Raw genomic sequence first — 21,861 nt, 5'->3', positions numbered from 1 at the left:
ATGTTGCATTCACTACATCAAAGATCAATGTAGCAAACGGGCCCGATGCTTGCAATGGTGTTTTCTCTCGGGGTTTTTGCCGACCGACGACAATCGGGGGGCTGTAGCCGGTTGACCGCCGCCACGCTGCTGGCGAGCATCCCGGCTCCGTATTCCACTGTTTCCAACCAACTGAGTTCCGTATGAGTGCATTCAGCGAAGAACGCGTCCTGAGCGTCCACCACTGGACCGACCGCCTGTTCACCTTCACCACCACGCGCGATCCGGCGCTGCGCTTCTCGAACGGTCATTTCACGATGATCGGCCTGAAGGTCAACAACAAGCCCCTGCTGCGCGCCTACAGCATCGTGAGCGCGAACTACGAGGAGCACCTCGAGTTTCTGAGCATCAAGGTGGAAGACGGCCCCCTCACCTCGAAGCTGCAGCACATCCAGGTGGGCGACACCATCATCGTGGGCCGCAAGCCCACGGGCACGCTGCTCATCGACTACACGCTGCCGGCCAAGCGCCTGTACCTGGTCGGCACGGGCACCGGCCTGGCACCGTTCATGAGCATCATCCGCGACCCCGAGACCTACGAGAAGTTCGAGAAGGTCATCCTGGTGCACGGCGTGCGCCAGGTCGACGAGCTGGCCTACCACGACCTCGTGCTCGACCACCTGCCCAAGCACGAGATCCTGGGCGAGATGATCGAGAAGCAGCTGCTGTACTACCCCACGGTCACGCGCGAGGAGTTCCGTAACCAGGGCCGCGTCACCGACCTGATCGAGAGCAACAAGCTCACCGACGACCTCGGCCTGCCGCCGATCAACGTCGAGGAAGACCGCGTCATGCTCTGCGGCAGCCCCGGCCTGCTGGTCGACCTGAAGCACATCCTGGAAAAGCGCGGCTTCAAGGAAGGCAACACCTCGACGCCGGGCGACTTCGTCGTCGAGCGCGCCTTCGCCGAGAAGTAAGCAGGACGCCGCGCGCACGATGGCCGACAGCCGCACCGCAGCCAAGCCCCAGCGCCGCACCGGCGTTCGCGAGGCCGCGGCCCAGGCCACGCGCGACAGCATCCTCAAGGCGGCGACCAAGGTGTTCGCCAAGTACGGCTACGACGGCGGCAGCGTGGAGAAGATCTCCAAGGCCGCCAAGTCGTACGACCGGATGATCTACTACTACTTCGGCAGCAAAGAGGGCCTGTTCATCGCGGTGCTCGAGGGCATCTACCAGCGCATGGACGACGCCGAGGCCGCCATCGCACTCGACGCCTCGCGGCCCGTGGAGGCACTCACCGAAGTCATCCGCTTCGTGCTGGGCTACTACCGCCGCAACCCCGAGTTCGTCACGCTGCTGAACACCGAGAACCTGCACAAGGGCCGGCACATCTCGAAGTCGCTGCGGGCGCGTGAGTACTCGTCGCGGGCGGTGGCCATCATTTCCGAAATTCTTGCCAGCGGCGCGGCCCAGGGCCTGTTCCGCACCGACCTCGTGGCGCGCGACATCTACCTGCTGATCGCGTCCACCGGCTATTTCTACACCTCGAACCGGCACACGCTCACCGCCTTCCTCGGCGAGCCGATGGAATCGCCGGAAGCGGTCGCGCACTGGGAAGACTTCGTGATCGAGACCGTGCTGCGCACCGTGCGCGCGGACGAGGCGAGCGACAACACATCTTCCCCACCCCACGACGAGGACAACACGAAATGGCAGAAATCGCAGCCGGCGCAAAGTCGGGCAAGGTCGTCATCAAGAACATAGGGCTGCTGCTCTCGGGCGACATCGACAAGCCCATCCTCGACGCCGACACCCTCGTCGTGAACGATGGCCTGATCGTCGCGGTCGGCAAGGAAAAGGACTGCGACCTCGAAGGCGCGCAGACCGTCATCGACGCAAGGAAGACCTGCGTCGCGCCCGGCCTGATCGACAGCCACGTGCACCCGGTGTTCGGCGACTGGACCCCGCGCCAGGGCCAGATCGGCTGGATCGACTCCACCATGCACGGCGGCGTGACCACCATGATTTCCGCGGGCGAAGTGCACCTGCCGGGCCGCCCCAAGGACATCGTCGGCCTGAAGGCGCTGGCCATCACCGCGCAGCGCGCCTTCGACAACTTCCGCCCCGGCGGCGTGAAGGTGCTGGCGGGCGCGCCGGTCATCGAGAAAGGCATGGTCGAGAGCGACTTCAAGGAACTCGCCGAAGCCGGCGTGGGCCTGCTCGGCGAGGTCGGCCTGGGCTCGGTGAAGGCCGGCTACGAGGCCAAGGAGATGGTGGCCTGGGCGCGCAAGTACGGCATCCAGAGCACGATCCACACGGGCGGCCCGTCGATCCCCGGTTCGGGCCTGATCGACAAGGACGTGGTGCTGGAGGCCGACGCCGACGTCATCGGCCACATCAACGGCGGCCACACCTCGCTGCCCGAGGCGCATGTGTGCGAGCTGTGCGAGAAGAGCTCCCGCGCCATCGAGATCGTGCACAACGGCAACGAGAAGGTCGCCATCGCGGCGGCCCGTGCGGCGCTGGAACTGAAGTGCCCGCACCGCGTGATCCTGGGCACCGACGGGCCGGCCGGCTCGGGCGTGCAGCCACTGGGCATCCTGCGCATGGTGGCGATGCTGTCGTCCATCGCGAACATCCCGGCCGAGCTGGTGTTCTGCTTCGCCACCGGCAACACCGCGAAGATCCGCAAGCTCAACTGCGGCCTCATCGAAGTGGGTCGCGCGGCCGACTTCGTCTTCATGGACCGCGCCCAGCATTCGCCCGCGCCGGGCCTGCTCGAGAGCGTGCAACTGGGCGACATCCCGGGCGTGGGCATGGTGATGATCGACGGCCTCGTGCGCTGCGGCCGCAGCCGCAACACCCCGCCGGCGACCGAGATCCCGGTGGTGGTGTCAGGCGCACACTGAACGTGCCTGAGCGCGTCCGGCGGCGGCGTCAGCCGCCGTTGCGGTGCGAGCGAAAGACCAAGTAGCGCGCCGAGAGAAAGTTGGCGCCCAGGCCCGCGATGCTGCCCAGCGCCACGCCGAGCGCGGCAGCCCAGCGGCCTTCCACCCAGTGCAAGGTGAGCACATAGGCGCTGTAGTTCAGCACCGCACCGACCAGCATGGTCGTGAGGTATCCCAGGTATTCGCGCCAGACCGAGCGCCCCGTGGCGGCACCGGCCGCGCTCGCCGCGAAGGTGTAGCGGCGGTTGTAGAGCCAGGTGGTGGTGGCGGCAGCCAGGAACGACACGACGCGCGCGCCGTACCAGCCCAGCAGCGGCGCCAGCAGGTAGAGCACCGTCACGTCCACCACGAAGCCGATCACGCCGGCCACGGCGAACGACAGAAACTCGCGCCCGATCTTCATCGCTGCATCAACGCGCGCGCAGGCTCTCGCGAACGCAGGGCTGCGCCAGGTAGCGCAGCCGCTTGGCCTCCTGCCGACCGAGCGTGACGGTGTGCATCACCACGCCGCAGACGAAGGACAGCAGCGCCGCCAGCATCGCCCCCGTGGCGAGCACCGCCGTGGGGAGCCGCGGCACCAGGCCGGTGTGCGCGTAGGTCATGAACAGCGGCACGGCCAGTGCCAGCGAGCCGAGCGCGAGCACCGCCGCGACGATCGAGAAGAACTGCAGCGGCCGTTCGCTCACGAACAGCTTGCCGATGGTCTTCAGGATGCGCCAGCCGTCGCGGTAGGTCGAGAGCTTGCTGTGCGAGCCTTCGGGGCGCGTGCTGTAGGCCGTGGATTCCTCGGCGTAGGGCATGCGCAGTTCGAGCGCGTGCACGGTGAGTTCGGTCTCGATCTCGAAGCCTTGCGACAGTGCGGGGAACGACTTGGCGTAGCGGCGCGAGAACACGCGGTAGCCCGAGAGCATGTCGGTCAGGCCGCCGCCGAACAGCTGCGCCACGGTGCCCGTGAGCAGCCGGTTGCCGAAGCGGTGGCCGGCGCGGTAGGTGAGCGCGTCCTGGCCGTCGTCCACGCGGCTGCCGACCACCATGTCGAGGTTGCCTTCGACCAGCCGCGCGATGAGGCGCGGCGCGGCGGTGGTGTCGTAGGTGGCGTCGCCGTCGACCATCACGTAGATGTCGGCCTCGACGTCGGCGAACATGCGCCGCACCACGTTGCCCTTGCCGCGCGCGGCCACGTGCGTGACGATCGCGCCGGCCGCGCGGGCCACGGCGGCCGTGTCGTCGGTGGAGTTGTTGTCGAAGACGTGGATCTCGGCACCGGGCAGGGCCGCGCGAAAGCCCTCGATCACCTGGGTGATGGCCAGGGCCTCGTTGAAGCAGGGAATGACGGCGGCAATGCGCGGCATGGCGGACAGGGAGGCAGATCGGTCGTCGGTCATGGTGCGGTCGTCGGAAGGAGTCGGTAGGCCCGGCTGCCGTCTTGTTCGTGCAGCAGGCCATAGTACTGGTCGAAGCCGGGCCGCACGCTGAGCACTTTCACCATCTCGGGCGACATGACCACGGTGGTGAAGCCCTCGGCGGCCAGCTTGCGCGCGGTGTCGCCGGGCGACAGCAGCAGGTAGTCGCGGTAGCGCCAGCGCCCGAGCGTGTCGCCCCAGATCGGGTTGGGGCCGTAGTAGATCGCCTCGTTCAGCGCGATCTGGTAGACGCGGCCGGTCACGTTGCGGCGCACATAGTCCATCACGCCGTAGCCCGGCACGTGCTTGCGCAGGAAGGCCTCGCGCGCCTCGGGCGTGAGCGAGATCATCGACACCTTGGTGGCCGTCTGGCCGACCGAGACGGCAGCCAGCACGGCCAGCAGCAGCACCACGACCCAGTCGCCGATGCCGGCTCCGCTGCGTGGACCCACGGGTGCGGCGGCCTTGGCTCCGCGCAGGCGGCGCACGCCCGCTGCGATGCCGCTGAACAGCGCCTGCCAGCCCACGGCCGCCGTCACCGCGAGCAGCGGGAACGAGGCCATGAGGTAGCGCGGGTAGCGCGAGGTCACGACCCACACGGCCACCGAGTACAGGCAGAACCAGCCTGCGGCGCGCACAGCGGCGGAGCGCTTCCAGAGCACGCTGAAAGGCGCGAGGAACACGGACCAGATCAGCGCGTTGGGCATCTCGGCGTGGTCGCGCACGTCGGCCACCTGCTGCACGTAGTCGGCCGGCACCCACTCGCTGAAGCCGAACACGCGCGCGCCGATCGGGTTGAAGGGATCGCCCGTCATGATCGCGTTGCGTGCGTACCAGTAGATGCACGGGATCAGGAAGCACAGCAGCGCCGGCGCCCAGGCCCGCAGCACGCGGCGCTCGTGGCGCACCACGAACACCGCCACCAGCGGCAGGAAGATCAGCGCCTGGTACTTCGAGCCTGCCGCCACGCCGAGGCAGAACGCCGCCAGCGAAAGCCAGCGCGTGCCGTCGCGCAGCGGCTCGGATTCACGCCACCACCACAGCGCCACGAAGGCCGACAGCACGAACAGCGCCACGCCCATATCGATCAGCGCGTTGGCGTAGTCGCCCATGCCCAGCCAGATGGCCGCGCCGATGCAGGCGGTGAGCCGGTTGGCGTGCAGGATGCCCAGGCGGAAGATCATCAGCACCGACAGCGCGCCCGCCAGGCCGTTGAGGAAGTGCGGCAGCACGTCGTCGCCTACCTGCAGCGCGGCGGCGTACAGCAGGTTGTAGTTGTACGGGAACCAGGGGTAGCGCAGCCAGTCGTGGATGCCCAGCGTGCCCTGCTGCGCCACCAGCCGTGCATAGGGCAGGTGGTACATCAGCTCGTCGAAGGCGGCCGGCGGTGCAAGTGGCGCCACCAGCGCGGGCAACACGACCAGCGCCAGCGCGATGGCGGCGATGCGCTCGTAGCGGGTCCATGGTGCGGCGGCAGGCGCGGCCGCGCGCAGCGCGCGCACGTCGGCGCGCCAGCCGCGCCACTGCCACGCGGCGGCCACGACGCCCGCGCCGATCAGGCCCAGCGTCGCCTCGCGGCGGAAGAGCCCGAAGATGGCCAGCGCCTGGAACGCACAGATGTAGAGGCCGACGCCGAGCGCAGCGGCCATGGCCGCTTCGAGCCAGGCATCGCGGCGCGAGGGCGGGCGCAGCCATGCGAGCACCGTGCGACCGAGGCCCCAGCAGGCCATCACGAAGACCGCGAACTGGGCGTAGTGCGCGGCGGCAAAGATCAGCTTCTGAATATCAACTCCCGTGGCCGGTCACACCGGAGGGCCGGCCAACCGGCAGGTTCAAAGGTTCGGCGCCAAGAGGCGCTCGAGCTCCGATTCGCTCGTATGGCGCCGCGCGGCCTGGTCCTGCAACTGGTCGTGTCCGATCTTGCCGACGTTGAAGTACGTCGCATCGGGGTGACCGAGGTAGAAGCCGCTCACGCTGGCGGCGGGCATCATAGCGAGGCTCTCCGTCAGGGTCATGCCAATGTCCGCGCAGTTCAGAAGGTCGAACATCGGGCCCTTCACGCTGTGGTCGGGGCAGGCCGGATAGCCGGGCGCGGGGCGGATGCCGCGGTACTTCTCGGCAATCATGTCGTCGTTGCTCAGGCCTTCGTCGGGCGCGTAGCCCCACAGGTCGGTGCGCACGCGGTGGTGCATGGCCTCGGCGAAGGCCTCGGCCAGCCGGTCGGCCAGGGCCTTGAGCATGATGGCCGAGTAGTCGTCGAGGTCGTCGATGAAGAACTTCTCTTTCTTCTCCACGCCCAGGCCGGCCGTGACGGCGAACATGCCGACGTAGTCCTTCACGCCGCTGTCCTTGGGCGCGACGAAGTCGGCCAGGCAGCGGCTCGGGCGCATCACGCCGTCGATCATCTGCTTCTCGGTCTGCTGGCGCATGCCGTACCAGGTGAGCGCGACCTCGCTGCGCGACTCGTCGGTGTACAGCTCGATGTCGTCGTCATTCACGGTGTTGGCGGGCCAGAAGCCGATCACGCCGCTGGCGCTGAGCCAGCGGCCTTCGATCAGGCGCTTGAGCATGCGCTGGCCGTCGGCGTACACGCGCACGGCCTCGGTGCCGACGATCTCGTCCTTCAGGATCGCGGGGAACGGGCCGGCCAGGTCCCAGGTCTGGAAGAACGGGCCCCAGTCGATGTACTTGGCCAGCTCGGTGAGGTCGAAGTTCTTGAACACGCGCCGGCCGATGAACTTGGGCACCGTGGGCACGAAGCGCGCGAAATCGACGGGCGTCTTGTTGGCGCGCGCCTTGGTCAGCGGCCACATCGGCACCTGCTTCTTGTTGGCGTGCTGCGCGCGCACCTTGTCGTAGTCGGCGTTGATCTCGTCGATGTACGCGGTGGCCTGGTCGCTCAGCAGGCTCTGCGCCACGCTCACGCTGCGCGAGGCGTCGGGCACGTAGACCACGGGGCCTTCGTAGTGCGGCGCGATCTTCACGGCGGTGTGCACGCGGCTGGTGGTGGCGCCGCCGATGAGCAGGGGGATCTTCTTGATGCGGAAGTGGTCGTCCTTCTGCATTTCGCCGGCCACGTACTGCATCTCTTCGAGGCTGGGCGTGATGAGGCCCGACAGGCCCACGATGTCCGCGCCCTCGACCTTCGCCTTGGCCAGAATTTCGTGGCACGGGACCATCACGCCCATGTTCACCACTTCGAAGTTGTTGCACTGGAGCACGACGGTGACGATGTTCTTGCCGATGTCGTGCACGTCGCCCTTCACGGTGGCGATGATGATCTTGCCCTTGGTGCGCACGTCGCGGCCCGCGGCCTCGTCCTGGCGCTTTTCTTCCTCGATGTAGGGAATGAGGTGGGCCACGGCCGACTTCATCACGCGCGCCGACTTCACCACCTGCGGCAGGAACATCTTGCCCTGGCCGAACAGGTCGCCCACGATGTTCATGCCGTCCATGAGCGGGCCTTCGATCACGTGCAGTGGACGCCCGCCGGTGGCGAGGATGGCCTGGTAGGCCTCTTCCGTGTCTTCCACGATGAAGTCCGTGATGCCGTGCACCATGGCATGCGACAGGCGCTGGTTGACCGGCACCGGGTGCTCCGGCGTGCCGCGCCATTCGAGCTTCTTGCTGTCGTCCTTGGCGCCGCTCTTGGCGGTCTCGGCCACTTCGACCAGGCGCTCGCCCGCGTCGGGACGGCGGTTGAGCACCACGTCTTCCACGCGCTCGCGCAGCGTCGGCTCCAAGTCGTCGTACACGCCGACCATGCCGGCGTTGACGATGCCCATGTCCATGCCCGCCTGGATCGCGTGGTACAGGAACACGGTGTGGATGGCTTCGCGCACCGGGTCGTTGCCGCGGAAGCTGAAGCTCACGTTGCTCACGCCGCCCGAGACCTTCGCGCCCGGCAGGTTCTGCTTGATCCAGCGCACGGCGTTGATGAAGTCGACCGCGTAGTTGTCGTGCTCCTCGATGCCGGTAGCAATGGCGAAGATGTTCGGGTCGAAGATGATGTCTTCGGGCGGAAAGCCCACCTCGTCGACCAGCACGCGGTAGGCGCGCTCGCAGATCTCGATCTTGCGTGCGTAGGTATCGGCCTGGCCCTTCTCGTCGAAGGCCATGACCACCGCGGCGGCGCCGTAGCGCTTCACCAGCTTGGCCTCGTGCTTGAACTTGTCGACGCCCTCCTTCATGGAGATGGAGTTGACGATGCCCTTGCCCTGGATGCAGCGCAGGCCGGCTTCGATCACGTCCCACTTCGAGCTGTCGACCATCACCGGCACGCGCGCGATGTCGGGCTCGCTGGCAATGAGGTTCAGGAAACGCACCATGGCGGCCTTGCTGTCGAGCATGGCCTCGTCCATGTTGATGTCGATCACCTGCGCGCCGTTTTCCACCTGCTGGCGCGCGACGGCCAGGGCGTCCTCGAACTGGCCGTTGAGGATCATGCGCGCGAAGGCCTTGGAGCCGGTGACGTTGGTGCGCTCGCCGATATTGACGAACAGCGACCCTTCGCCGATGGCGACCGGCTCCAGGCCGGACAGCTTCATGGGAGGGGGAGCAACGGGAGCGGAAACGGATGCGGGAATCTGGGACATGGCCTCACCTGCGGAAGAGTCGAACAGGCGAGCGTCGTTGTCGCCCCAAGCCTGACGATTCGCCTCTGTGGCGAACCGCTGCAACGCTCCTTGGGAAGTCGCGCATTTTAGGTCGATTCGATGGCGCCCTGGGAAAACCCCAGTTTTCATTCCCGCCCGTGTCCACAGAATGCGCCCACCGTTTCTGAACGAACGTTCGTGTTTTTAACCAAACGTAAGGGAGAGCGCCAGATGGCCAGGAAGTGGAATGTCCGGTTGCAGCATGCAGCCACCCCGATGCGCGCCGTGGCCTTGAGCTGCGGTTTCCTGGCCGCCGCGGCCACCGTCGTTCTTGCGCCGCCGGCCCACGCCGCCGCCAGCGACACCGCCACGCGGGTCGAGGCCCGCGTCACCTCCGACACGGCGAAGACCCGCTACCCGATCGTGCTGGTTCACGGCCTGCTGGGCTTCGACAACCTGCTGGGCGTCGACTACTTCTACGACATCCCCGGCAAGCTGGCCGGCGCGGGCGCCAAGGTGTACGTGGCGCAGGTGTCGGGCACCAACACCTCCGAGATCCGCGGCGAGCAGCTGCTGCAGGAGCTCAAGACCATCCGCGCGATGGAGCAGAACCCCACGCTCAAGTTCAACCTGATCGGCCATTCGCAGGGCTCGCCCACGGTGCGCTACGTGGCGGCGGTGGCGCCGGACATGGTGGCCTCGGTCACGTCGGTGGGCGGCGCCAACGGCGGCTCGAAGGTGGCCGACCTGCTCGCGAAGCTGCCCGAAGGCGGCATCGCCCAGACCCTGGTGGTGAAGGCCGTCGGCCTGCTGACGGGGCTGATCGGTTTTCTCTCGGGCAAGGACCCGAGCCAGCTGCCCGAGGTGCCGCTGAACGCGCTGGCCTCACTGACCACGGCGGGCGGCGCGGCCTTCGACGCCAAGTTTCCGCAGGGGCGCCCCGCCGCGGGCTCGTCGTGCGACGTGAAGAGCGGCGCGGCCGTGGTCAACAACGTGCGCTACTACTCGTGGTCGGGCGTGTCGACCGGCTTCAACCTGTTCGACCCGAGCGACACGGCACTGTCGACACTGGGCGGCCTGTTCTTCTTCGGCGAGGCCAACGACGGCCTGCTCGCGGTCTGCACCACGCGCCTGGGCACCCACCTGGGCGACTACCGCCAGAACCACCTGGACGAGGTGAACCAGGCCTTCGGCAACACCTACGGCAGCCAATTCCCGTACTACGAAAAGAAGGTGCCGGAGCTGTTCAGGGAACAGGCCGCGCGGCTGAAGAGCGCCGGGCTCTGAGGAGGCGAAGCAGGCATGCGCGGCGTGGCCGTGACCCTCGGCGCGATCGCGCTGGTGGCCGTGGGGGCCGGCTGGCTGGCGCTGGGCCCGAGTGCGGTCGATGCGCCACGGACCACCGCGCCTGCAGCGGCGACCACGGCCGTCGCTCCGTTGTCTCCCGCACCGCGCCCGCCCGCCACCGCCGCGGCCCCCGATGCCCTGCTCACCAGCGACCTGATCGCCCTCTTCGACCAGGTGCTCGCCGAAGCACAAGCCGACAGCAAGGCCACGCTGATGGCCCGCGCGCCGGCCTTGCTTGCCAAGCACCTGCGCGAAGACTGGCGCGTGCGTGCGCTGGGCCTGCTGGAGCGCTACGTCGACATGCAGGAGGCCCTGCGCACCCTGCAACCGCCCGCGGCCAACGACCCGGCCTTCCTGCGCCGCAGCCTGGAAGCGCGCGAGGCGGTGCGCCGGCAGTATTTCGCGCCCGAGGAAATCGAAGGCCTGTTCGGCGACCAGATCCGGCAGGACCAGTTCATGGCCGAGAAGATGGAGCTGCTGTCCAACCCCGGCCTCACGCCCGAGCAGCGCGCGGCGGCGCTCGCGCAGAGCGAGCAGGCCTGGCTGTCGCCCGCGCAGCGCGAAGTGCGCAAGGACGCGGTGGCCCACCTCGACGTGATGCGCCAGACCGAGGCACTGCAGGCGCGCGGCGCGAGCCCCCAGGAGCGCTTTGCCGCGCGCAGCGAGGCCTACGGCTACGAGGTGGCGCGCGGCCTGGCCACGCTCGACCAGGAAACCCAGGAATGGAACGCGCGGCTCGACCGCTACGCGAGCGCGCCCGAATCCGAGCAGGCCCGTCTGCGCGAGACGCTCTTCAACGAGAGCGAGCGCCTGCGCCTGAGCGGCGCCCTGGCGATGCGCTCGGCCGCCGCACCCAAGCCGGCGCGGTGAACTGATTAAGTAAGCGCAGGCTTACGCAGGCTGCGCTTCACCCATCGCCGAGGCCGGCAGGCCGAACACGCGATCGAAGGCCCAGTTGAAGATGAAGGTGTAGACCAGGAAGAACACCACCAGGCCCAGGTCCATCACCAGCGCCTGCCAGAGCGACACGCCCAGGCCCCAGGCCAGCATCGGCACCAGGAAGGCGATCAAGCCGCCCTCGAAGCCGATGGCGTGGGCGATGCGGCGCTTCAGGCTGCGCCCGCGCACCGCCTGGCGCGACTCCCAGCGCTCGAACAGGGCGTTGAAGGTCAGGTTCCAGATCACCGCGATGACCGAGGCGCCCACCGCCAGGAGGCCCGAGTGGCCGAGCCCCGCATCCGACATCAGGGCCAGACCGGCGCTGGCCGCCACGATGGCGATGCCCTCGTAGAGGGAGATGTAAACGATCCGACGCTGAATGCCCTGCATGACTTTTCTCTGTGTGTTTGACTGCGATGGGTGGACTTTATTTGTGTTTTACTGATATAAAAAGTTAACTTATTTCAGTTTTATTGATAGGTCAGACCAGTCGAGGTGCCATGGCTTTCTCCAGCGACAACGTCGAAGTCTTCCTGGCCGTGATCGACCACGGCTCCTTTTCGGCCGCCGCCCGGGCGCTGCACAAGGTGCCCTCGGCCGTGAGCATGGCCATCGCCAACCTGGAGGCCGAGCTGGCGCTGTCGCTGTTCGACCGCAGCGGGCGCGAGCCCCAGCCCACCGCCGCCGCGCGCTCGCTCGAACCCCAGGCGCGGCTGCTCGCGGCCCAGCTGCGGCAGTTGCAGGTGCAGGCACTGGCGCTCACGCAGGGGCTGGAAGACCGGCTCACGCTGGCCATCGCGCCCGAACTGCTGGCCGCGCCTTGGAGCGGACCGCTGGCCGCGCTGGCCGACGATTACCCGCTGCTGCAGGTCGAGGTGCTGGCCGCGCCGCAGGCCGACGCGCTCGCGCTGCTGCACAGCGGCCGGGCCCAGCTCGCGCTGGTGTTCGAACGGCCCAGCCTCGACGGCCGCGAGGGCTTCCAGGAGGTCGGAAGCGACATCATGGTGGCGGTGATGGCGCCCGACCACCCCGTGCTGCGCGCGGCGGTCGGCGGGCGCCTGCGCGAGGAGCACCTGACCAACACCCGCCAGATCGTGGTCGCCGGGCGCGACCTGGGCACCAGCGACCCACGCTTCGTGTTCGCACGGCATGTCTGGCGCACCGACAACGCGCTGGCCGCGCTGAGCCTGATCACCGCCGGGCTGGGCTGGGGCTGGTTGCCGCGCACCTTTGCGCGGCCGCACGTGGCGGCGGGCGCGCTGGTGGAGATCCCGTTCGAGAACCTCAGCAACGGGCTCGACCTGTGGGTCGACGTGGTGTGGTCGCGCGAACGGCCGCTGGGCCTGGGCGCGCAACGCTTCGTGGATCTGATCGCGCGCGACCGGCAGGCGGCGGCCGGTATCGAGACGCCGGCCGCGTAGGCTCGTTCAGGGCCGGCCGTGGCCGTGCCCACCTCCGCCGCCGTGCCCTCCGCCTCCACCGCCGCCATGCGGACGCCCGCCACCACCGCCGGGCCGACCCCCGCCCGGATGGGGATGCGACACGCCCGGCGGCGGCCCGGGACGGAAACCCGGCTGGGGTCGCGGTGGACGGAAGCCGGGGTCCACAGGCGGCCGATAGCCCGGTCCGCCGGGCGGACGGACACCGGGTCCGTGCGGCGGACGCACGCCGTGCCCCGGCGGCCAGGGCCGAGGCTGCCAGCCCGGGCGCACGGGCGGCGGCGGACGCCAGCCCGCGATCGGTGGTGGCGGTGGCCGCTGGCCCCACCAGCGCCGGTCGCCGTACCAGGGACGGTCGCGGTAGTAGTCGGCCCAGTAGCTGCCGATCACGAAGCTCACGATGGGCACGCCGATGATGGCGCCGTAGGTGGCCAGCGGCACGCGCTGCTGCTGGTAGGCGTAGTCGAGGTTCTTCGACCAGAGCCAGCCGCGTCCGCCATCGGGCAGCACCACGTCGCACCAGCCGTAGCCGCTGGTACAGCCGACCACGTCGACCGGCTGCCCCGGCCCGAGCCGCGCCACCAGCGGGTAGTCGCCCGAAGGCCCGGCCCGCAGGTTGACCGCGCCGCGTGTGAAGGCCTGCTGCGCCGCCGCCGCGAGCGGCAGCAACACGACGATCGCGCCCAAGGCGGCGCGACGCAAGAAGGAGGATGTGGCGTTCATGAGGGGCTCCTGTGCGCCCCAGCGTAGGCGCGGGGCGTGGAGCCGTCAATCAGCCGAAGGCGCGCGCGGCGCCCGGCTTCATGCAGCCTCTTGGTAGAAACCGTTGCTGTTGAGCAGGCGGCCCTTGGCCGGCGCCACGGCCTTGCCGATCGCCGCGATGTGGTCCGGCGTGGTGCCGCAGCAGCCGCCCACGATGTTCACCAGCCCCTCGGCCGCGAACTCGTGCAGCAGGCGCGAGGTGACGTCGGGCGTCTCGTCGAAGCCGGTGTCGCTCATCGGGTTGGGCAGGCCGGCGTTCGGGTAGCAGCTGATGTAGGTGTCGCCCGCCACGCGCGCCAGTTCCTGGATGTAGGGGCGCATCAGCGTCGCGCCGAGCGCGCAGTTCAGGCCGATGGCCAGCGGCTGCGCGTGGCGCACGCTGTGCCAGAAGGCGGTGACGGTCTGGCCGCTGAGGATGCGGCCCGAGGCGTCGGTGACCGTGCCGCTGATGATCAGCGGCAGGCGCTGCCCGCTCTTGTCGAAGTACTCGTCCACCGCGAACAGCGCGGCCTTGGCGTTGAGCGTGTCGAAGATCGTCTCGACCAGGATCACGTCGGCGCCGCCTTCGACCAGTGCCTCGGTCTGCTCGTAGTACGCGGCGCGCAGCGCCTCGAAATCGACATTGCGCGCGCCGGGGTCGTTCACGTCGGGGCTGATGCTCGCGGTCTTGGGCGTCGGGCCGAGGGCGCCGGCCACGAAGCGCGGCTTTTCGGGCGTGCTGTACTTGTCGCAAGCCGCGCGCGCCAGCTTGGCCGATTCGAGGTTCATCTCGCGCGCCAGATGGGCCATCTTGTAGTCCTCCTGCGCGATGGTGGTGGCGCCGAAGGTGTTGGTCTCGATGAGGTCGGCACCGGCCGCGAGGTAGGCCTCGTGGATGTCGGTGATGACGTCGGGGCGCGTGAGCGACAGCAGCTCGTTGTTGCCCTTCACGTCGCGCTCGAAATCCTTGAAGCGCTCGCCGCGGTATTGCTCCTCGGTGAGCTTGAAGCGCTGGATCATCGTGCCCATCGCGCCGTCGAGGATGGCAATGCGCTGGGCGAGGATGCCAGGCAGGGCCTGGCCGCGGGTGTAAACGAGAGGCTTCATAGCCCCCGATTGTAGAAACCGGGGCCCGGCCCTGATGCCCGTCAGCCCTTTCGCTGGCCTTCGACGAAAGCCAGCACCGCTTCCAGCATCCGGCGCACGTGCGGCTTCACGCCCGCGGCCACCTCGGGCAGGTAGTCGAAGGGCAGTGCTTCCTGCATGTAGCTCGACTGCGTCATCTCCAGCTGCACCGCGTGCACGCCGCCGGCGGGGTTGCCGTACTGGCGCGTGATGTGGCCGCCCTTGAAGCGGCCGTTGAGCACGCCGGTGTAGCCCGGGGCCGAGGTCGCGATGCCCTGCAGCGTGGCGGCCAGCGCGGGGTCGCAGCTCTTGCCGTCGGCGGTGCCCAGGTTCAGGTCAGGCAGCTTGCCTTCGAAGAAGCGCGGCAGCACCGAGCGGATCGAGTGCGCGTCCCACAAGGCAACAGTGCCATGCACGGCCTTCAGGCGATCGAGTTCGGCCTGCAGCTGCTGGTGGTAGGGCCGCCAGACGGCTTCGCGGCGTTCGGCGATCTCGGCGTCGGACGGCTGTTCGGCGGCGTTCGCATAGACCGGCGTGTCGTCGAAGGTGTCGACCGGGCACAGGCCGGTGACGCTCTGGCCCGGGTACAGGCTGGCGCCGTCCGGCGGACGGTTCAGGTCGACCACATAGCGCGAGTGCGTGGCCACGAGCACCGAGGCGCCGAGTTCATCGGCGAAGTCGTAGAGCTGTTCGAGATGCCAGTCGGTGTCGGGCACGTGGCGCGCCTCGTCGGTGAAGCGCGCGGCCAGCGCGGGCGGCACGTGCGTGCCGACGTGCGGCATGGAGATCAGCAGCGGGCGCGTGCCCTGGCGGAAGCGGAACGCCGGTTCGGTGGTGGTGAAGAGAGCCATGGGGTGAATTCTCAGTCTTGCAGAAGGCGGGTACGCGCGGCCACGAATGCCGAGGCGGCCTCGTCATGCAGCGCGTGGCGGCCGGCGGCGACGCGCGCGCGGCCCGCCACCCAGACCGCATCGATGGCCGAGGTGCGGTGGCTCGCGAACACGTGGGCCGAGAGCATGTCGGGGGCCGACAGCCCCTGCAGCGCGACATGCGCCGCATCGAGCACCACGAAGTCGGCCTGCTGGCCCGCGACGAGCCCGCCCACCGCGCGCGCCGAAGCCTGCGCCCCGCCCTGCACGGCCTCGAGCGTGAGCGCGGTGGCCACATGCGGCTGCGCCGCGCTGGCGCCGACGTTGCGCTGGCGCTTGCCCAGCCGCTGGCTGTATTCGAGCATCAGCAGTTCCTCGGCCGCGTTGACGCTTGCGTGGCTGTCGGAGCCCACGCCCCAGGCGCCGCCATGGCTGCGCCATTTCGCGAAGTCGAAGATGCCGTCGCCCAGGTTCGCCTCGGTCGTCGGGCACAGCCCTGCGACCGCGCCGCTCCTGGCCGCGTATTCGTACTCGGCGTCGTTCATGTGCGTGGCGTGCACGAGGCACCAGCGCGCATCGACGCTCGCGTGGTCCAGCAGCCATTCGACCGGGCGCAGGCCGCTCCATTCGACGCAGTCGTCGACCTCCTTGGTCTGCTCGGCGATGTGGATGTGGACCGGCGCGGTGCGGTCGATGGCGTCGAGGCCGGCCAGCGCTTCACGCAGCGCCTCGGGCGGCACGGCGCGCAGCGAATGCGGCGCCAGGCCCAGGCGCGCGCCCTGCGCATCGCAGTCGGGCTTGAGCGTGTCGAGCAGGCGCAACATCGACTCGGTCGAGCGGATGAAGCGGCGCTGCCCCTCGGTGGGCGGCTGGTCGCCGAAACCGCTGGTCTGGTAGAGCACCGGCAGCAGCGTGAAGCCGATGCCGGTGTTCTGTGCGGCACGCAGCAGCGCGCGGCTCAAGGCGGCGTCGTCGGCGTAGGGGCGGCCATCGGTGTCGTGGTGCACGTACTGAAACTCGCACACGCTGGTGTAGCCGGCCTCGAGCATCTCGGCATAGAGCCAGGTCGCGATGGCCTCCATGTGCTGCGGGCCAAGGCGCGCGGCAAAGCGGTACATCAGCGTGCGCCAGCTCCAGAAGCTGTCGTGCTGTTCGGCGCGGTGCTCGGTGAGGCCCGCGAAGGCGCGTTGGAAGGCGTGCGAATGCAGGTTGGGCATGCCGGGGATCACCGGGCCCTGAGTGGCTTGCGTGTCGGCGGGTCTTTGTGCGCCGGCTTGTACCTGCGTGAGCTGGCCCGCGTCGTTCCACGTCAGCAGGACGTTTTGGGCCCAGCCCTGGGGCAGCAGCGCATCGGCCGCGAAAAGCGTGTGTGTCATTCAGTGGCTCCGATGGCGATGCGTCCCTGGCGCACCACGGTGCGCACCGGCTGCTGGCCGAACCAGTAGGCCAGCTCGGCCGCGTCGTTCAGGTTCCAGAGCACGAAGTTGGCGGGCATGCCGGGCGCGATCGCGCCGTGCGTGTCCTGCAGGCCCAATGCGCGCGCCGCGTGCAGCGTGACGCCGGCCAGCGCCTCGGGCACCGTGAGACGGAACAGCGTGCAGGCCATGTTGACCATGAGCAGCAGGCTCAGCGTGGGCGAGGTGCCGGGGTTGTGATCGGTCGACACGGCCATCGGCACGCCCGCGGCGCGCAGCGCGGCGATGGGCGGCAGGTGCGTGTCGCGCAGCGTGTAGTAGGCGCCCGGCAGCAGCACGGCCACGGTGCCCGACTGGCGCATGGCGGCGATGCCCTCGTCCGACAGGTGTTCGATGTGGTCGCACGACAGCGCGCCGTAGCGCGCGGCCAGCGCGGCGCCGCCCATGTCCGACAGCTGCTCGGCATGCAGCTTGACCGGCAGGCCCAGCGCCTTGGCGGCCTGGAAGACCTGTTCGGTTTCTTCGAGCGAGAAGGCGATGCGTTCGCAGAACACATCGACCGCATCGACCAGCCCCTCGGCGGCGAGCGCGGGCAGCATCTCGTTGCAGACGAGGTCGATGTAGTCGCCGCTGCGGCCTGCGTACTCGGGCGGCAGCGCATGCGCGCCGAGGAAGGTGGTGCGCACGGTGACGCCGTAGGCTTCGCCCAGGCGACGCGCCACGCGCAGCTGCTTGCGCTCGTGTTCGAGCGCCAGGCCGTAGCCCGACTTGATCTCGATGGCGCAGACGCCGTCGGCCAGCAGTTGTTCGAGACGCGGCGCGGCCTGCGCGAACAGCGTGTCCTCGTCGGCCTCGCGCGTGGCACGCACCGAAGACACGATGCCGCCGCCGGCCTTCGCCACTTCTTCGTACGTGGCGCCCGCGAGCCGCATCGCGAACTCGTTGGCGCGCTGGCCGCCGTAGACCAGGTGCGTGTGGCAATCGACGAGCCCCGGCGTCACGAGCGCGCCGCCGCCGTCGTGCGACGGCAGCCCCGCGAACTCGGCGGGCAACTCGCTGCGCGCGCCGACCCAGCGGATCGTGCCCTGCGTAACCACAAGGGCCGCTTCTGCGTCAGCCGCCAGTGCCACGCCCGGCGCCGCACCGGGGGCGAGGCGCAGACCGGTCCACAGGCCATCGGCCGAGGGGAATTCGCTTGTCGAGGGGTTCATCGTCATCCTTGTTCTGGCGCCAGTCAGGCCGGCACGAAGCGAACGGCCACCAGACGGGCGTCACCGCCCTGGGGCGCGGCTTGCCACGCTTGCGCGGCGTCGGTCCAGTACAGGCCTTCGCCTTCGCCGCAGGCCTCGTCATTCAAGCGCCAATCGCCGCGCAATGCCAGCAGCAGGCCGTGCGGCGCGGGTGCGATGTCAGTGGCGTGGTTCAGCACTTGCACATCGGCACGCCACTGGCCGTGGCGCGTCATCACGTTGAAGTCGTTCGAGGCACTGCCGAGCAGCGTGCAGTCGATGGGGTCGTCGCCGGCGAAGGCGAAGGGCTGGTGCGGCACGTCGAGCCGGTGCGACACGCGGCCGTCGTGCGTGAAGAGGCGCACCCCGTCGCCTTCGAGCAGCATGATCTGCCGGTCGACGCCCGGGAACACCGAGAACGGGCCCGGCGACGCGATGGTCGCGATGCTCACGCGCCAGCCGAAGCTGTCGAGCCCCGCACCGGTCGGCCAGCTGGCGATTTCCTGCGTGGTGCCACCGCCGTTCTTCCAGGGCGTGGCGCGCAGGGTGGCGCGCGAAAAGCGTTGCACGCTCATCGCATCAACCCGCCCTGGCGCAGCCTCTGCTCGAAGTGGCGCAGCACCAGCGTCATCGTGCCCGTGAGCACGAAGTAGACGACCGCGATCGCCAGGTACACCTCCAGCGAGCGGTACGACACGCTGATGATCTTCTGGCCTTCGTGCATCACGTCGTGAATGGTGAGCAGCGACACCAGCGCCGAGTTCTTGATGAGCGCGATGAACTCGTTGCCCAGCGGCGGGATCATGCGCACCACGGCCTGCGGCAACACGATCTCGCGCATCGCGGTGGCCGGCGTCATGCCCAGCGACTGCGCCGCCATGGTCTGGCCCTTGTCGATCGACTGGATCGCGCCGCGCACGATCTCGGACACGTAGGCGCCCGAGTACACGCCGAGCCCCAGCACGCCGCACAGGAAGGCCGGCAGCAGGATGCCGAAGTGCGGCAGGCCGAAGAACAGGATGAACAGCTGCACCAGCAGCGGCGTGCCGCGAATCGCCGCCACGTAGGCGGTGCACACGCCGTAGATCCAGCGCCGCTTCGGGTTCAGCCGGCCGATGCCGACCAGCAGGCCCAGCACGCAACCGAGCGCCAGCGCGCAGGCGGTGATCTCCACCGTGACCAGCGCGCCGCGCAAGAGGGCCGGCCAGCCTTCCCAGACGGGCGAGAAATCGAGATCCATGGCTCGCTTACTTGGCGTTCGCGCTGAACCACTTCTTCACGATCGCGGCGTAGGTGCCATCGGCCTTCAGCTTCTCGATCGCACCGTTCACGGCCTTGGTCAGCTCGGGCGTGTCCTTGCGGATGGCCATGCCGTATTCCTCGGTGGTGATCTGCTCGTCGAGCACCTTCAGGCCGCCACGCGTGCGCACGTACTGGAAGGCGGCGGGCTTGCCGGTGACGGCGGCGTCGGCGCGACCGATGTCCACGAGGTTGAACATCTCCTGGTTCTTCTCGACTTCCATCAGCTGCACCTGCGGGAATTTCTCCTTCGTGTACGACACCGACTTGGTGCCCACCTGCACGCTGACCTTCTTGCCGTTGATGTCGGCCGGCTTCTTGATGGTCGTGTTGTTGTCCTTCACCATGACCACGAGGCCGCCCGCGTAGTAGGGCACGGTGAAGTCGACGACCTTCTTGCGCTCGTCGGTGATGTAGATGCCCGACACGGCCATGTCGAAGCGCTTCGAAATCAGGCCCGGCACGAGGCCCTTGAAGTCGATGTCGATCCACTCGATCTTGCGGCCCAGCGTCTTGCCGATGGCCTCGACCAGCTCGACGTCGAAGCCGGTGCGCTTGCCGTTTTCCACGAACTCCATCGGCGGGAAGGTGGCGTCGGTGGCCACGCGCAGCGGCTCGCCCTGGGCTTGCGCGGCGCCAGCGAAACCGAGGAAGGCAAGGCCGGACAGGGCGGCGGCGACGAGGGTGCGACGGGTGTTCATGGGAGGGCTTTCGTGGAGGTGAGAGAAGAAAGAGGAAAGAAAAGAAGACGCGGCGCGGCTACTGCAGTGCGCGCGAGATGCGGGCCGCCGTGACGACGGTCATGTGGACCAATGCAGCTTCCATGCCTTCGACGCGCGTGAGCGGCGCCATCAGCGTGATCGCGCCGCGCAGGCGGCGCCCGGCGGCCAGCACCGGCGCGCTCGCGCCCCACACGCCGGCATCGACCTCGCCGTGCGTCACGGCATGGCCGGCGGCGCGGATGGTGTCGAGTTCGGCGGCGCGCTCGGCGCGGCGTTCGGGGGCTTCGTCCAGGCCGTCGAGCAGCAGGTCGCGCGTGTCGTCGGGCGCATGCGCCAGCAGGCACTTGGCGCTGGCGCCGTCGCGCGCAGGCACGCTGCGGCCGCGGTCGAAGGAGCAGCGCAGCGACTGTTCGCTGTCGATCATCTCCAGGCACACGACGCGCTCGTTCACGAGGGTGACGAGCGCCACGCTCTCGTGGCTTTGCTGCGCCAGCGCGCGCATGTCGGCGCGCGCGGCCATCACGAGGTCGGAGTTGCCGTCGAAGCCGCTGGCCAGTTGCACGCTCACGGGCCCCGGCGAGTAGCGGCCCTCGGACTCCATCACGAAGCCCCAGCGGCGCAGCGTGGCGACCTGCCGGTACAGCGTGCTCTGCGACAGGCCGGTGGCCTGCACCAGTTCGGCCGCCGTCATCGCCACCTTGCTTTGCGCCAGCACCGACAGCACGAACAGCGCGCGGTCGTTGTGGGCAGGAGCGTCAACGGGGGTCGTCATCGGGGGCAATCGCGGGGCGGTCGGGAGTGGATGCGGCGTGCAGTATCTTGCTCGCCGTTCCCACATCCAAGCCCGAATTCCCACTCGATGGGAATGAACGCGTTTTTTCTTTCTACCTTCGTCTTACCAAGCTCAGCCCACGAGCATCGGAAAGAGCGCGTCGTCCATCGGCGCGCCGGCCGGCAGGCGTTCGGCCAGGCCCGGGAAATCGGGCGAGGTCTTCCAGCTGCGCGGCGCGTGGCGGATGTCGTCGCCCAGGAATCGCACCGAGAACACGCGGCGCCGGTTCGGCCCCTCGACGCCGGCCGCCGCATGCAGCGTGAGCATGTGGAAGCAGACGAAGTCGCCGGGCTCGATGTCCCAGCCCACGATGGGAAAGCGCTCGCGCGCGCCCTCGATGTCGGGCAGGTCGTCCAGGCTGCCTTCGGGGAACCACTTGGCGTGGTTGTCCATGAAGGTGCGCGGCATCAGCCACGGCCCCTTGTGGGAGCCGGCCACGAATTCGAGCGTGGCACCGCGCGAGACCGGATCGACCGGAATCCACATGCTGATGTTCTGCATGCCCTCGATGTTGTAGTAGGGCTGGTCCTGGTGCCACGGCGTGCGCTGGCGCGTGCCGGGCTCCTTCACGAGCAGGTGGTCGTGGTACAGCCGAACGGTCTGCGAGCCCATGAGCCGCTGCGCCAGGGGCGCGAGCGGCGTCTCGGTGATGAAGCGGCCGAAGGCGCCGATCTCCTGCCAGTTGCAGAAGTCCTCGAAGAAGCGGCCCGGATCATCGGGCCGGCTCGCGACCTTGGCGCGCGGGCTGGGCGCCGCGAGGTTGGTCTCGATGCCCTCGCGCAGCAGCGCGAGTTCGTCGGCCGTGAGCAGCTGGCGTATGCAGACCGCGCCGTCGCGCTGAAACTGCGCCACCAGCGCGTCGTCCACGCGTTCGCGCACGCGGCGCTGCAGGTCGGAAGCATCGAGGGCCATCGTCGGGTCTCCTTTTTCTTCGGGGTGTCGGTGACCCGCTTTTTTACTTCACCTGCGGCGCCTGCCG

21 protein-coding genes and 1 riboswitch are annotated in these 21,861 nt (G+C 68.8%); of the genes, 6 read left to right on the top strand and 15 right to left on the bottom strand.

Going from position 1 to position 21,861, the window contains the following annotated elements:
- Positions 1–182 precede the first annotated feature (182 nt).
- The 3 genes from D3H34_RS26615 to D3H34_RS26605 are packed head-to-tail and all read left to right on the top strand — an operon-like array spanning position 183 to position 2,888.
- A complete protein-coding gene (locus tag D3H34_RS26615) occupies positions 183–956 on the top strand; it encodes a ferredoxin--NADP reductase (RefSeq protein ID WP_119557377.1) in 774 nt (257 codons plus the stop codon).
- 19 nt (positions 957–975) lie between these two features.
- The gene (locus D3H34_RS26610) at positions 976–1,743 is read left to right on the top strand and encodes a TetR/AcrR family transcriptional regulator (RefSeq protein ID WP_119557375.1); all 768 of its coding nucleotides are present in this window, start codon (positions 976–978) and stop codon (positions 1,741–1,743) included.
- Positions 1,689–2,888, top strand: coding sequence for an amidohydrolase family protein (locus D3H34_RS26605; RefSeq protein ID WP_119557373.1), 1,200 nt, complete (start codon positions 1,689–1,691; stop codon positions 2,886–2,888). Before D3H34_RS26610 ends, D3H34_RS26605 begins: the two co-directional genes overlap by 55 nt.
- 28 nt (positions 2,889–2,916) lie before the next feature.
- On the opposite strand, the gene D3H34_RS26600 is transcribed toward D3H34_RS26605, so the two are convergent.
- The 4 genes from D3H34_RS26600 to metH form a co-directional block, all read right to left on the bottom strand.
- On the bottom strand, positions 2,917–3,330 hold the full coding sequence (locus tag D3H34_RS26600) for a GtrA family protein (RefSeq protein WP_119557371.1): 414 nt from the start codon (positions 3,328–3,330) through the stop codon (positions 2,917–2,919).
- A gap of 7 nt (positions 3,331–3,337) precedes the next feature.
- Positions 3,338–4,312 (bottom strand): glycosyltransferase family 2 protein, encoded by a 975-nt coding sequence (locus D3H34_RS26595; protein ID WP_119557369.1) that lies wholly within the window; start codon positions 4,310–4,312, stop codon positions 3,338–3,340.
- A complete protein-coding gene (locus tag D3H34_RS26590; protein WP_286186261.1) occupies positions 4,309–6,060 on the bottom strand; it encodes an ArnT family glycosyltransferase in 1,752 nt (583 codons plus the stop codon). Before D3H34_RS26590 ends, D3H34_RS26595 begins: the two co-directional genes overlap by 4 nt.
- A 102-nt stretch (positions 6,061–6,162) precedes the next feature.
- Positions 6,163–8,925 carry a methionine synthase gene (metH, locus tag D3H34_RS26585; protein ID WP_119557365.1) on the bottom strand — a complete coding sequence of 921 codons (2,763 nt, stop codon included), beginning with the start codon at positions 8,923–8,925 and terminating at the stop codon, positions 6,163–6,165.
- Positions 8,926–8,947: 22 nt separating this feature from the next.
- Positions 8,948–9,023: riboswitch (S-adenosyl-L-homocysteine riboswitch) on the bottom strand.
- A gap of 133 nt (positions 9,024–9,156) precedes the next feature.
- Between metH and D3H34_RS26580 the strand changes: the two genes are divergently transcribed.
- Together D3H34_RS26580 and D3H34_RS26575 are read left to right on the top strand one after the other, a co-directional pair.
- A complete protein-coding gene (locus D3H34_RS26580; RefSeq protein WP_119557363.1) occupies positions 9,157–10,212 on the top strand; it encodes an esterase/lipase family protein in 1,056 nt (351 codons plus the stop codon).
- 15 nt (positions 10,213–10,227) lie between these two features.
- Positions 10,228–11,142 carry a lipase secretion chaperone gene (locus D3H34_RS26575; protein WP_119557361.1) on the top strand — a complete coding sequence of 305 codons (915 nt, stop codon included), beginning with the start codon at positions 10,228–10,230 and terminating at the stop codon, positions 11,140–11,142.
- Positions 11,143–11,163: 21 nt separating this feature from the next.
- Here the strand turns inward: D3H34_RS26575 and D3H34_RS26570 are convergent, their stop codons facing one another.
- Positions 11,164–11,601, bottom strand: coding sequence for a PACE efflux transporter (locus tag D3H34_RS26570; protein ID WP_119557359.1), 438 nt, complete (start codon positions 11,599–11,601; stop codon positions 11,164–11,166).
- A 110-nt stretch (positions 11,602–11,711) separates the two neighbouring features.
- Here D3H34_RS26570 and D3H34_RS26565 point away from each other — a divergent pair, with 110 nt between their 5' ends.
- Positions 11,712–12,632 (top strand): LysR family transcriptional regulator, encoded by a 921-nt coding sequence (locus tag D3H34_RS26565; RefSeq protein WP_119557358.1) that lies wholly within the window; start codon positions 11,712–11,714, stop codon positions 12,630–12,632.
- Between the two features lie 6 nt (positions 12,633–12,638).
- On the opposite strand, the gene D3H34_RS26560 is transcribed toward D3H34_RS26565, so the two are convergent.
- From D3H34_RS26560 to D3H34_RS26515, 10 genes are all read right to left on the bottom strand, one after another.
- Positions 12,639–13,373: an SH3 domain-containing protein gene (locus D3H34_RS26560; RefSeq protein WP_119557356.1), complete on the bottom strand. Its 735-nt coding sequence runs from the start codon at positions 13,371–13,373 to the stop codon at positions 12,639–12,641.
- A gap of 78 nt (positions 13,374–13,451) precedes the next feature.
- Complete coding sequence (locus tag D3H34_RS26555) at positions 13,452–14,498, bottom strand: homocysteine S-methyltransferase family protein (RefSeq protein WP_119557354.1); 1,047 nt, start codon at positions 14,496–14,498, stop codon at positions 13,452–13,454.
- Positions 14,499–14,539: 41 nt separating this feature from the next.
- On the bottom strand, positions 14,540–15,367 hold the full coding sequence (gene hutG, locus D3H34_RS26550; RefSeq protein WP_119557352.1) for an N-formylglutamate deformylase: 828 nt from the start codon (positions 15,365–15,367) through the stop codon (positions 14,540–14,542).
- 11 nt (positions 15,368–15,378) lie between these two features.
- Positions 15,379–16,761, bottom strand: a complete 1,383-nt coding sequence (locus D3H34_RS26545; RefSeq protein ID WP_119557350.1) for a formimidoylglutamate deiminase — start codon at positions 16,759–16,761, stop codon at positions 15,379–15,381.
- The gene (gene hutI / locus D3H34_RS26540; RefSeq protein WP_119557404.1) at positions 16,758–18,011 is read right to left on the bottom strand and encodes an imidazolonepropionase; all 1,254 of its coding nucleotides are present in this window, start codon (positions 18,009–18,011) and stop codon (positions 16,758–16,760) included. Before hutI ends, D3H34_RS26545 begins: the two co-directional genes overlap by 4 nt.
- A gap of 23 nt (positions 18,012–18,034) precedes the next feature.
- Positions 18,035–18,604, bottom strand: coding sequence for a HutD/Ves family protein (locus tag D3H34_RS26535; RefSeq protein WP_119557348.1), 570 nt, complete (start codon positions 18,602–18,604; stop codon positions 18,035–18,037).
- Positions 18,601–19,269, bottom strand: a complete 669-nt coding sequence (locus tag D3H34_RS26530) for an amino acid ABC transporter permease (protein WP_119557346.1) — start codon at positions 19,267–19,269, stop codon at positions 18,601–18,603. The genes D3H34_RS26535 and D3H34_RS26530 overlap by 4 nt, the downstream gene beginning before the upstream one ends.
- A 7-nt stretch (positions 19,270–19,276) precedes the next feature.
- Positions 19,277–20,029 (bottom strand): transporter substrate-binding domain-containing protein, encoded by a 753-nt coding sequence (locus D3H34_RS26525; protein ID WP_119557344.1) that lies wholly within the window; start codon positions 20,027–20,029, stop codon positions 19,277–19,279.
- Between the two features lie 58 nt (positions 20,030–20,087).
- The gene (locus D3H34_RS26520) at positions 20,088–20,822 is read right to left on the bottom strand and encodes an IclR family transcriptional regulator (RefSeq protein WP_119557342.1); all 735 of its coding nucleotides are present in this window, start codon (positions 20,820–20,822) and stop codon (positions 20,088–20,090) included.
- Between the two features lie 132 nt (positions 20,823–20,954).
- The gene (locus D3H34_RS26515; RefSeq protein WP_119557340.1) at positions 20,955–21,794 is read right to left on the bottom strand and encodes a phytanoyl-CoA dioxygenase family protein; all 840 of its coding nucleotides are present in this window, start codon (positions 21,792–21,794) and stop codon (positions 20,955–20,957) included.
- Positions 21,795–21,861 lie beyond the last annotated feature (67 nt).

The organism is Acidovorax cavernicola, assembly GCF_003581445.1.
The sequence above is the reverse complement of the archived record's forward strand: the minus strand, read 5'-3'. Positions and strand labels throughout refer to the sequence as shown.

Excerpts from the sequence above, each read along its gene's own strand:
- D3H34_RS26615 (WP_119557377.1), top strand. The coding sequence starts at position 183 with ATGAGTGCATTCAGCGAAGAACGCGTCCTGAGCGTCCACCACTGGACC.
- D3H34_RS26610 (WP_119557375.1), top strand. The coding sequence starts at position 976 with ATGGCCGACAGCCGCACCGCAGCCAAGCCCCAGCGCCGCACCGGCGTT.
- D3H34_RS26605 (WP_119557373.1), top strand. The coding sequence starts at position 1,689 with ATGGCAGAAATCGCAGCCGGCGCAAAGTCGGGCAAGGTCGTCATCAAG.
- D3H34_RS26600 (WP_119557371.1), bottom strand. The coding sequence starts at position 3,330 with ATGAAGATCGGGCGCGAGTTTCTGTCGTTCGCCGTGGCCGGCGTGATC.
- D3H34_RS26595 (WP_119557369.1), bottom strand. The coding sequence starts at position 4,312 with ATGACCGACGACCGATCTGCCTCCCTGTCCGCCATGCCGCGCATTGCC.
- D3H34_RS26590 (WP_286186261.1), bottom strand. The coding sequence starts at position 6,060 with ATGGCCTGCTGGGGCCTCGGTCGCACGGTGCTCGCATGGCTGCGCCCG.
- metH (WP_119557365.1), bottom strand. The coding sequence starts at position 8,925 with ATGTCCCAGATTCCCGCATCCGTTTCCGCTCCCGTTGCTCCCCCTCCC.
- D3H34_RS26580 (WP_119557363.1), top strand. The coding sequence starts at position 9,157 with ATGGCCAGGAAGTGGAATGTCCGGTTGCAGCATGCAGCCACCCCGATG.
- D3H34_RS26575 (WP_119557361.1), top strand. The coding sequence starts at position 10,228 with ATGCGCGGCGTGGCCGTGACCCTCGGCGCGATCGCGCTGGTGGCCGTG.
- D3H34_RS26570 (WP_119557359.1), bottom strand. The coding sequence starts at position 11,601 with ATGCAGGGCATTCAGCGTCGGATCGTTTACATCTCCCTCTACGAGGGC.
- D3H34_RS26565 (WP_119557358.1), top strand. The coding sequence starts at position 11,712 with ATGGCTTTCTCCAGCGACAACGTCGAAGTCTTCCTGGCCGTGATCGAC.
- D3H34_RS26560 (WP_119557356.1), bottom strand. The coding sequence starts at position 13,373 with ATGAACGCCACATCCTCCTTCTTGCGTCGCGCCGCCTTGGGCGCGATC.
- D3H34_RS26555 (WP_119557354.1), bottom strand. The coding sequence starts at position 14,498 with ATGAAGCCTCTCGTTTACACCCGCGGCCAGGCCCTGCCTGGCATCCTC.
- hutG (WP_119557352.1), bottom strand. The coding sequence starts at position 15,367 with ATGGCTCTCTTCACCACCACCGAACCGGCGTTCCGCTTCCGCCAGGGC.
- D3H34_RS26545 (WP_119557350.1), bottom strand. The coding sequence starts at position 16,761 with ATGACACACACGCTTTTCGCGGCCGATGCGCTGCTGCCCCAGGGCTGG.
- hutI (WP_119557404.1), bottom strand. The coding sequence starts at position 18,011 with ATGAACCCCTCGACAAGCGAATTCCCCTCGGCCGATGGCCTGTGGACC.
- D3H34_RS26535 (WP_119557348.1), bottom strand. The coding sequence starts at position 18,604 with ATGAGCGTGCAACGCTTTTCGCGCGCCACCCTGCGCGCCACGCCCTGG.
- D3H34_RS26530 (WP_119557346.1), bottom strand. The coding sequence starts at position 19,269 with ATGGATCTCGATTTCTCGCCCGTCTGGGAAGGCTGGCCGGCCCTCTTG.
- D3H34_RS26525 (WP_119557344.1), bottom strand. The coding sequence starts at position 20,029 with ATGAACACCCGTCGCACCCTCGTCGCCGCCGCCCTGTCCGGCCTTGCC.
- D3H34_RS26520 (WP_119557342.1), bottom strand. The coding sequence starts at position 20,822 with ATGACGACCCCCGTTGACGCTCCTGCCCACAACGACCGCGCGCTGTTC.
- D3H34_RS26515 (WP_119557340.1), bottom strand. The coding sequence starts at position 21,794 with ATGGCCCTCGATGCTTCCGACCTGCAGCGCCGCGTGCGCGAACGCGTG.